This window comes from Ruminococcus sp. (assembly GCF_045129435.1).
Lineage (GTDB): Bacteria > Bacillota > Clostridia > Oscillospirales > Acutalibacteraceae > Ruminococcoides.
The window spans coordinates 1-8,100 of record NZ_JBGVJL010000086.1 but is presented as its reverse complement, the minus strand read 5'-3'; the positions used below and the strand labels follow the sequence as shown (position 1 = coordinate 8,100).

Below are 8,100 nucleotides of genomic sequence, written 5' to 3'. Positions count from 1 at the left end.
AATTAAGATAATGCTGGTGTAGCACAGTTGGTAGTGCAGTTCATTCGTAATGAACAGGTCGCAGGTTCGAGCCCCGTCACCAGCTCCAAACCGCACTTAGGTGCGGTTTTTTGTTTTGGAAAAAATTGTGATAAATTTTTCTTTTAGTTTGCAAAATATTTGGGTTCTGTTTTAAATGTGTGGGTAATATGCTTTTCACGGTCGGGAACTTTTCTTTGAATTATCACTGACTTTATACTCGGACAAAAAAATTTGGTCAACCTTTTTCAAAGGTTGTGGGTGTGGGCAAAGCCCACAAATACTTTAAGCTAACGCAATTTTTTGATAGCCAAACAGCTTGCTGTTTGGTGGCTTGGACACAATGGCGAAAGCCTTATGATTGCGACAGCAACAAGAAAAGCCATTCGTTATATAATGAAAAAATTAATTATTTCTTTTATAAAAGGCTGTCGCCTGTTTTATCAAACTTTGCTTTAGCAAACAAACAGCGTTGCTGTTTGTGCCTGGAAATTTGCAATAGAAACAACTTTTCTTGGGCGTTGCCCAAACCCACGAGCCTTTAAAAAGGCTCGACCTAAATTTTATATTATTTATCCGAAACTTTCTGCTAAACCATAATTTACCCAAACAGAAAAAACAAAATAAAATTTGCTGTGCTTACTGCTTGGACAAAAATTTTGCTCAGCTTTTTTGCCTTTTAATAATATTAATACATTGGCAACCTTAAATTTATTAAACAGCTCAACATTCAATTAATTTTCCAAAAGCACCACAGACTGACTGCTCATCTGAGCATAACGAGTTTGGGTAAGTGATTTATCGTAATACACAATGCCGTTAGTTTTGTATGGATCAAGCAAAAAATAGCCGTTATCATCAGATCCGATAAGCACCATACAATGCTCACCCGCCTGCCAAACAAACATTTCGCCGTTTTGCATATACCAGCTATCTCCCACATTTGGTTCGCACATATTTATAGTGACCCACACAAGCACAGGAATATTTTCTGACACATACTCATCTACAAGCTGTTCAAGGCTTTCTCCGCTTGTAATCAAACAATTGTAATCAGTATCATTTACTGCCTTATTCACAGCCTTTGCTATAACCGGTGCATAACAGCCGTAGCTTTGCAAATCATCGGGACTTCCTGCAAAAGCTTCGTAAGGTGACGGGCCATGCAGCTTGCCGTCATCAGCATAATAAACCTCTTGCTTATCAAGGTAATTTTCTGAAAAATCAACCAGACTAATATCAAATCCGTAATATTGCAAAACCATTACCGCACAGGCTGACTCACAGCCTGTTGGCAAAATATGTTCCTGACTTACATACGGTACATTTTTTATTAGAATTTGTCTGCCGTTGTCTGAGATGTAATTCTCTGCAAAGCTTACGCCAACAAGCGACTTCACCACTCCTATAATCACAATTATAAATATCAGCCAGAACGCAAGCACAACTGCAAACGCAATGCGAACAGTATTATTTTTTTGCCTTTTCATATTATCACATCCAAAAATAAGCCGTTAAATTTGTTGCTTATATCTTAGCAAACAAATACGGCTTATTTTCCTCATAGATGTATTTTAATTGTATAATTTCTCAGCTGTCAAACTCAATGTCACTTTTTTCCGAGTAAATGCTGTCAGTAAACAATACGCTCAGCTCCGTAAAATCAGCAGACAAGGTTACATAGCAATCAATTTCCGACTTGTCGTCAAACGCATAGTTTATTATAAACTCCGTATCATTATACGGCTCAACATAGTTTATTTTGTCTGCACCTATGTATGCGCATATGCCCTTGCCAAATCTGTCTGCTAAATTCTCTGTATTTTTATCAAACAAAGCCTTTGAATTATTGGAATAAATCGACAGATTGTACAGCATTTTAGTTTCATCGTCCATAACAAAGCTATAAGTGTAATTCTTGGTTTCAAGGCTTACTATCCAAAAAATCGCATAACTTGAGGGGTCAGAACTGTAAGCAAAAATTTCAGGATTGCACAGCTTATAATCAGACGAGTTTTTTTCATAAATCATATTAAGTCCATTAATTTTATCAATCTTTTCCATTTGCTCATAAAAAGCCTGTTCAATGGTGTCACTGTCAAGCAATGCACTTTCTCTGCCTACAGAGGTCACAGTTACAGCCGAAGTGTCGTTTGTGGAGTCGGCATACAGCTTAAACTTTTGGGCATTTGTCAGAGTCTTTTTTGAAATGCTAATCGGTGAGATTGTATTTTCCTCACTGTAGCTAAGGGCAGATACATTCTGAAACTGCGATACCGCAAAGGGTGACGCAAGGCAGGCAACTATCACAAGGCAGGACAAACCGATTATTATTATATTTCTTGCTTTCATTTGCTCTCCTCCCTTATCAAAAATTCTACTCTTGTTCCCTCGTTTTGCTTGCTGTGAACCTTTAACTCTCCGCCGTGCATTTCTGCGATTTTTTTGCAGAGGGCAAGTCCCATACCTGCACCGCCCTGCTTTCTTGCCCTTGATTTGTCTGCCATATAAAACTCCTCTGTCACTCTCGGCAAATCCTCTTCACTTATTCCTGTACCGTAATCTTTGACCTCAAACAAATATCCCTCATAGGTTGAGCTGCCGGCAAGCTCAACGGTATCTCCGCTTTTGCTTGCCTTTCTTGCATTGTCAATAAGATTTATCAGCACCGTTTTTATAAGGTCAGAGTCAAGGCTTACAATGCAGTCATCAACATTTATGAGCAGATTTATATTGTCCTCGGCAAGCAAAGGCTGAACAGAGTCGCCCACACTCTCTGCAAGATACTTTGTGCTTACCGGATTGAGGTCTGATTTTTCGTTTTTAAGCACCATCATATCCATAAGCTTTTTTGAGAGCGACTCAAGCCTTTTGCCCTCTTTGAAAATATAATCGGCATAGCAAAACTGCTCCTCCTGACTCAGCTTTTTTGAGCGAAGCATATCGGAATAGCCGATAATCGAAGTCAGCGGTGTTTTAAGCTCGTGGGCAAAGTTGCCCGAAAAATCCTCCTGCCTTTTTACGGCATCTTTAAGCTCGGTTATATTTTCTTCGATTTTATCCGCCATAAAGTTGAAATTCTCGGAAAGTCTGCTCACCTCGTCACTGCCCTTTATTTTAACACGCTTTGAAAAATCGCCCTTTGCAAACTCCATTTCCGCCGACGAAAGCTTTTTTATCGGGGTGGTAATCAGCTTTGAAAACACAAAAATCACACCGCCAATCACAACCGCAAGAGCGGGCAAAAGTATTTGCAAAATAAAATAAAGCCTGTTTTTCTGCTCAAATACGCCTGTAATATCGAAATAATTCTGCAAATACACTATCCTGCCGTCAATAGCTGTTTTTACCGTTGTAACCGCATAATAGTGATTTTCGTCTGCACAAACCGAGCTGTATTGCGTTTCGTTTTCAAGATTTTTCGGTGCGGTATCATCAGGCAAAACATTTGTATTCTTGCTGATTAAGTTATAATCTTCATCACTCACCGCAAACTGCAAATCTCCCGAGGCTGTGGAAATCTTAATATTATTTGCCACCTTTTTCAAACCCGAAAGAGAAATTTCGCCATTGTGCGGTTGATTGTACACAGCAGTCGCAAGTGCGTTTCGCAGAGTGATACTCTCGGATTTTGAATTTTCAAATTCATTTTGAAGATTGCTGTGAAACTCCAAACCGATAATTGTGTGACCGCATACCGAAAAGCTCAGCACAGTTACGGTAATTACGCTTAAAAATATTTTCAGAAATACCGACATCATCAACCCTCCAAACGATAGCCTATTTTATACACAGCTACAATTTTCTTTTCCCAGCCAAGCTTTTTCCTAAGCCTTTGAATGTGCAAATCTATGGTTCTGCTGTCGCCTATGTATGACTCGTGCCACACCCGTTCAAATATTTTTTCACGGAAAAGGGCAATGTTTTTATTCTGTACAAGCAATAAAAGTAAATCAAACTCCTTAACGGTAAGCGGAATAAGTTCACCGTTTTTCTTTACGGTATGCGAATTAATATCTATCACAACATCGTCTTCTGTGAGTACAGACAGGTTTTTGTTGTATCTTCTCAGCACGGTTTCCACTCTGGCAAGCAGTTCTATTATTTCAAACGGCTTTGTAAGGTAATCCTCCGCACCGAGCTTTAGTCCTCTAACCTTGTCATAGGTTTCCGATTTTGCCGAAATGAAAATCACAGGAATTTCCATCGGTCTTATGTACTCCATAAGCTCATAACCGTTTATTTTTGGCAGCATAATATCGAGCAAAACCAAGTCAAAGCTTTCGCTCTCAAGCATATCAGCCGCCTCGTTGCCGTCAAATGCACAAAAGCAGCTGTACCCTGCGTCTGTAAGATTTATTTTTATAAGGTCGGAAATACTCTTTTCGTCCTCCACAATTAAAATTCTTATCATAAAGCACCCTCCCAATGTATGCACACATTATACACCGGTATTGTATCTTAATTGTATATAAAAATCAACAGCAGTCGCCCTAAAAGCAACTGCTGTGAATTTCCTGATATTTACTTTTGGTTCTGTTTCACTCACACGCTTTCCATACCGTCTGCTACGCAAACCTGCAGGTAGGTAACATCTGTTACCATTACAACTCCGTCACCGTTGAGGTCGGCTGAGAGGACTTTTAAATCCGAGAATTTATAGTCGCCTGAAATGAACATCTGCAAAACCGTTACATCATTTACATCAATTTTGCCGTCATTGTTAAAATCACCGCAAACCGCCTTTGTTGTGTCAAGCTCATAGCTGCCTGTGCAGTTGTCGCTGACGAATGCCACATAGTATGTACCGCCCTTGGCAACAGGAATTACAAAGGTATGCTTTTTGTCCTTTTTTATTGTACTGCTGCTGATTACCTCACCGCTTTCGGTAAGAACATAAACATTTACGCTGTCCATATGTGATGAAGCGTCTATGGCAAGCATTGCCCTTTTGTCAAACTGATACTTAAAAATATCTACTGTGTCGGTTTCTGTGAGAAGTCCCTTGTAGATTGTTTCTGTGTCGGCTTTATTGGCGGTTTGAAGTGTGTTGTTTGAACCGCCCTCATCCTCGGGGAATGACTCATAGAACGGTGTGAATGTAAAGTCGAGGCTGTACTTGCCTGTTACCTTTTCAAAGGCAGAGATTTTTATTGAGTAGGTGCCTGCGGAAATGTAGAGTTTTTCGTTAAAACTGCCGTTATGACAGCTTTCGTTCACATAGGTATTGCCCATTGCGTCAGAAAAACTAATGCCGTACTTCTGCAAACCACCCGACACCGAGAACTCAAAATCACCTGCAATGCCGATACCGAATTTGTACTCAATCACCTGACCCTCACCCTTGATTTCACCGTCATAGTGCTGACTTACCGCACCCTCAACAGCAGCGGCAGACAAGGCTGTGGCAAAAATTGTGACTGTCATAAGCACTGCCGTAAGTGCTAAACATAATAATTTCTTTTTCATAATTAACTCCTTAATTTTTGTCAATATTTGTTTTTATCTGTTCAAAGGTAACGCCGTATTTCTTGGCAATATCCCTTGCATAGCTGCTTCCCTGTGGCGGAGAAATATACACTCTGAACGAGCGTTCTCCATGGTCAACACCCGTTACAAGGCTTTGCACAATGCTCTTGCCCTCGGTTTGGGTGTTCATCTCGTCAAGGTTTTTGGCGAGGTCGTGCATATGGGTATTGAACACCGAACGCACACCGAGGTATCGCATAGCCCGCACTACATCTTTTGCAATGAACAAACCCTCGGAAACATTGGTTGTAGCAAGGCTTTCGTTGAGCAAAAGCATACTGTGCTCGGTGGCAATGTCAAAAATCTCGGCAAGTCTTTTGCTCTCCTCGCCCAGTCTGCCGAGGTCAACGGTCTCGTTTTCATCAGCCGGAAAATGGGTGAAGATATTGTCGCAGGGGCTTAGTTTAAACTCAGTGCATGGTGCATAAATGCCGTTTTGGGCAAGTAATACGGCAAGTCCCACTGCCTGTGTAAAGGTGGTTTTACCGCCTCTGTTAGGGCCTGTGAGAATGTAAATTCTGCCCGACTCGTCATCAAAGTCAATGTTATTTGCTATTATATTGAACTCCTCACCGTTCACACGCTTAATGCCAAGCTTGAGGTTATACACACCCCTTGCAAAGATTTCTCTGCTGTCTGAGGGCAAGATTTCAGGCTTGCACATTGAGAGTCCCTTTGCCCTGATTTTCTCGACAAGTTCCGCCCACCTGATATAGAAAACAATCTCGGGCATAAGGGCTGAGAGGGTGTATCCGCTGATGTTCACATACTTTGTCAGCACGCTCTGAATGTCACGCACAGTCTTACGCATAATGTCGGTGACGGCTTTTTTCAGGCTGTCGGAGAGTGGGTCTGCACCTGTAAGTCCGCTTGTGGTGACATTTGGATTTCCGTTTGTAGGCACAGCGTCAAGCTTGCCGATGCCGATGTCATTCTCCTTAAATTTCGGACTTGACGGGTGGAATTTTTTAATGTCGGAAATATCCGTACCAAAGTGAATTTCATCACCGTTATTCGTAAACTTCATAAAGTGCTGCATTAGTCCCGACGAGGTAAAAGCCTTGTCATTAAGTGAGAGAATACCTGCGTTCTTAGGTCTTAACAGGTCATCAAGGTTCACGCCGATTGTCACACTCTTTACCCTCTGCACCTTTTTAAAGGTTTCGTTTATGTCGGCTTTAAGCTGAGGAAAACCGCTGTTTTGGTAAATGTCGGTAACCTCTTTTTTAAGGGTTAAAAGTCCCTCAGACCTGATGTCAAGGCTCTCAAGACACTCCTTAATCTTTGTTATGCAATTTACATAGCCGTCAATTTCACGCAGACGGTTTATGAGCTTCCAAAGCGAAGAAGCCTCGGTATCCTTTTGAAATCGTGATATGTCCTTTAAATCGTTTAATTCCTCAAGCAGTTCGGAGAGTGAGTCCCTCAGCTTTGGAAATCGCAAGAAATCATCAAACACATCTCCCCTGTATTTTACGGTTTCCGCATCATCTGTAATCTCTGTCATAATTTTCATTATAACATTTTGCTCGTACTCGCTCTTTGAAAGTGCCTTGCAAATGAAGTCAAGCGAGAGGTCGTTTATGCTTTCTTTAGTCAGACTTTTAAAAACCGCCTTTGAATTTTGCGGATTAAGCAAGCTTATTTCTGCCATAAAATTTACCGCCTTTTTTATAAAAAATATCCATATCTTTACAGCTTAGTGCTGTATATATTGTTAATTCATACTATACATAACATACCATATTTTCTGCAAAAAGTCAAAGATTTTGTACGCTTTTGTATTCCTAATTATTGTTATGGTAAAACTAATAAAAATCTCACACTAAATTTGTATGATTTATATAGTCGTAAGCTTGAACTATGCCACGCAATTTGCTATAATAGAATTTATAATGGTAATTAAAGGAGCTTTTTAGATGAAAGGTATTCGATTTTTTGTAGCTTTATACGCTTCAAAGCTTGCCTCGGTAGCACTATCTGTAATGCACCGCAACGGCACTCATATGCCGGGTGTGCTTGCTATGAAAATCTGCCCTGACTTCCTTGGCAGAATGGACAAGCCAAAGACAATTATCGGCATTACAGGCACAAACGGCAAGACAACAACCGCAAATATGATTAACGATATTTTGGCAGACAACGGCTATTCACCTGTCAACAACAGAGCAGGCAGTAATATTCTTGGCGGTGTGGCTACTACTTTGATTTCAGCGGTGAATTTAAGGGGCAAGACTGTAAAAGACCTTGCTGTGCTTGAGCTTGACGAACGCAGTTCAAGACTTATTTATCCGTATGTTCACCCTACATATCTTCTCTGCACAAACCTTTTCAGAGATTCATACAAGCGTAACGCTCACTCTGAATTTATCTTTGATATTCTCGACAAGCACATTCCAAAGCAAACAAAGCTTGTGCTGAATGCCGACGACCTTGTAAGTGCAAGACTTGCAAAGGACAACGAGAGAGTTTATTTTGGCATTGAAAAGCAGAACAATGAGGTGCTAAACGAGGATACTATTATTATAGATACTCCGCTCTGCCCTGAGTGCG

General features: G+C 40.7%; 8 protein-coding genes and 1 tRNA gene. 2 read left to right on the top strand and 7 right to left on the bottom strand.

The features are described 5' to 3' along the window. Positions 1–12: 12 nt before the first annotated feature. Positions 13–88, top strand: a tRNA-Thr gene (locus ACJMMI_RS04195). A 502-nt stretch (positions 89–590) separates the two neighbouring features. Here ACJMMI_RS04195 and ACJMMI_RS04190 read toward each other — a convergent pair. The 7 genes from ACJMMI_RS04190 to ACJMMI_RS04160 all read right to left on the bottom strand — a co-directional run bounded on the left by ACJMMI_RS04190 (position 591) and on the right by ACJMMI_RS04160 (position 7,201). Next, entirely contained in the window at positions 591–752 is a 162-nt protein-coding gene (locus ACJMMI_RS04190; protein ID WP_405353837.1) for a hypothetical protein, read from the bottom strand. Then, the gene (locus tag ACJMMI_RS04185; protein WP_405353835.1) at positions 753–1,508 is read right to left on the bottom strand and encodes a C39 family peptidase; all 756 of its coding nucleotides are present in this window, start codon (positions 1,506–1,508) and stop codon (positions 753–755) included. Positions 1,509–1,608: 100 nt separating this feature from the next. Next, positions 1,609–2,370 (bottom strand): hypothetical protein, encoded by a 762-nt coding sequence (locus tag ACJMMI_RS04180; protein ID WP_405353833.1) that lies wholly within the window; start codon positions 2,368–2,370, stop codon positions 1,609–1,611. Beyond that, positions 2,367–3,779 (bottom strand): sensor histidine kinase, encoded by a 1,413-nt coding sequence (locus ACJMMI_RS04175; protein ID WP_405353831.1) that lies wholly within the window; start codon positions 3,777–3,779, stop codon positions 2,367–2,369. The genes ACJMMI_RS04180 and ACJMMI_RS04175 overlap by 4 nt, the downstream gene beginning before the upstream one ends. Next, on the bottom strand, positions 3,779–4,432 hold the full coding sequence (locus ACJMMI_RS04170) for a response regulator transcription factor (RefSeq protein WP_405353829.1): 654 nt from the start codon (positions 4,430–4,432) through the stop codon (positions 3,779–3,781). Before ACJMMI_RS04170 ends, ACJMMI_RS04175 begins: the two co-directional genes overlap by 1 nt. A gap of 131 nt (positions 4,433–4,563) precedes the next feature. After that, positions 4,564–5,487: a dockerin type I repeat-containing protein gene (locus ACJMMI_RS04165; RefSeq protein WP_405353828.1), complete on the bottom strand. Its 924-nt coding sequence runs from the start codon at positions 5,485–5,487 to the stop codon at positions 4,564–4,566. 10 nt (positions 5,488–5,497) lie between these two features. Beyond that, complete coding sequence (locus ACJMMI_RS04160) at positions 5,498–7,201, bottom strand: MutS-related protein (RefSeq protein ID WP_405353826.1); 1,704 nt, start codon at positions 7,199–7,201, stop codon at positions 5,498–5,500. A 265-nt stretch (positions 7,202–7,466) separates the two neighbouring features. On the opposite strand from ACJMMI_RS04160, the gene ACJMMI_RS04155 reads away from it, so the two are divergent. Further along, on the top strand, positions 7,467–8,100 hold a 634-nt coding region (locus tag ACJMMI_RS04155), incomplete at its 3' end, for a Mur ligase family protein (RefSeq protein ID WP_405353824.1).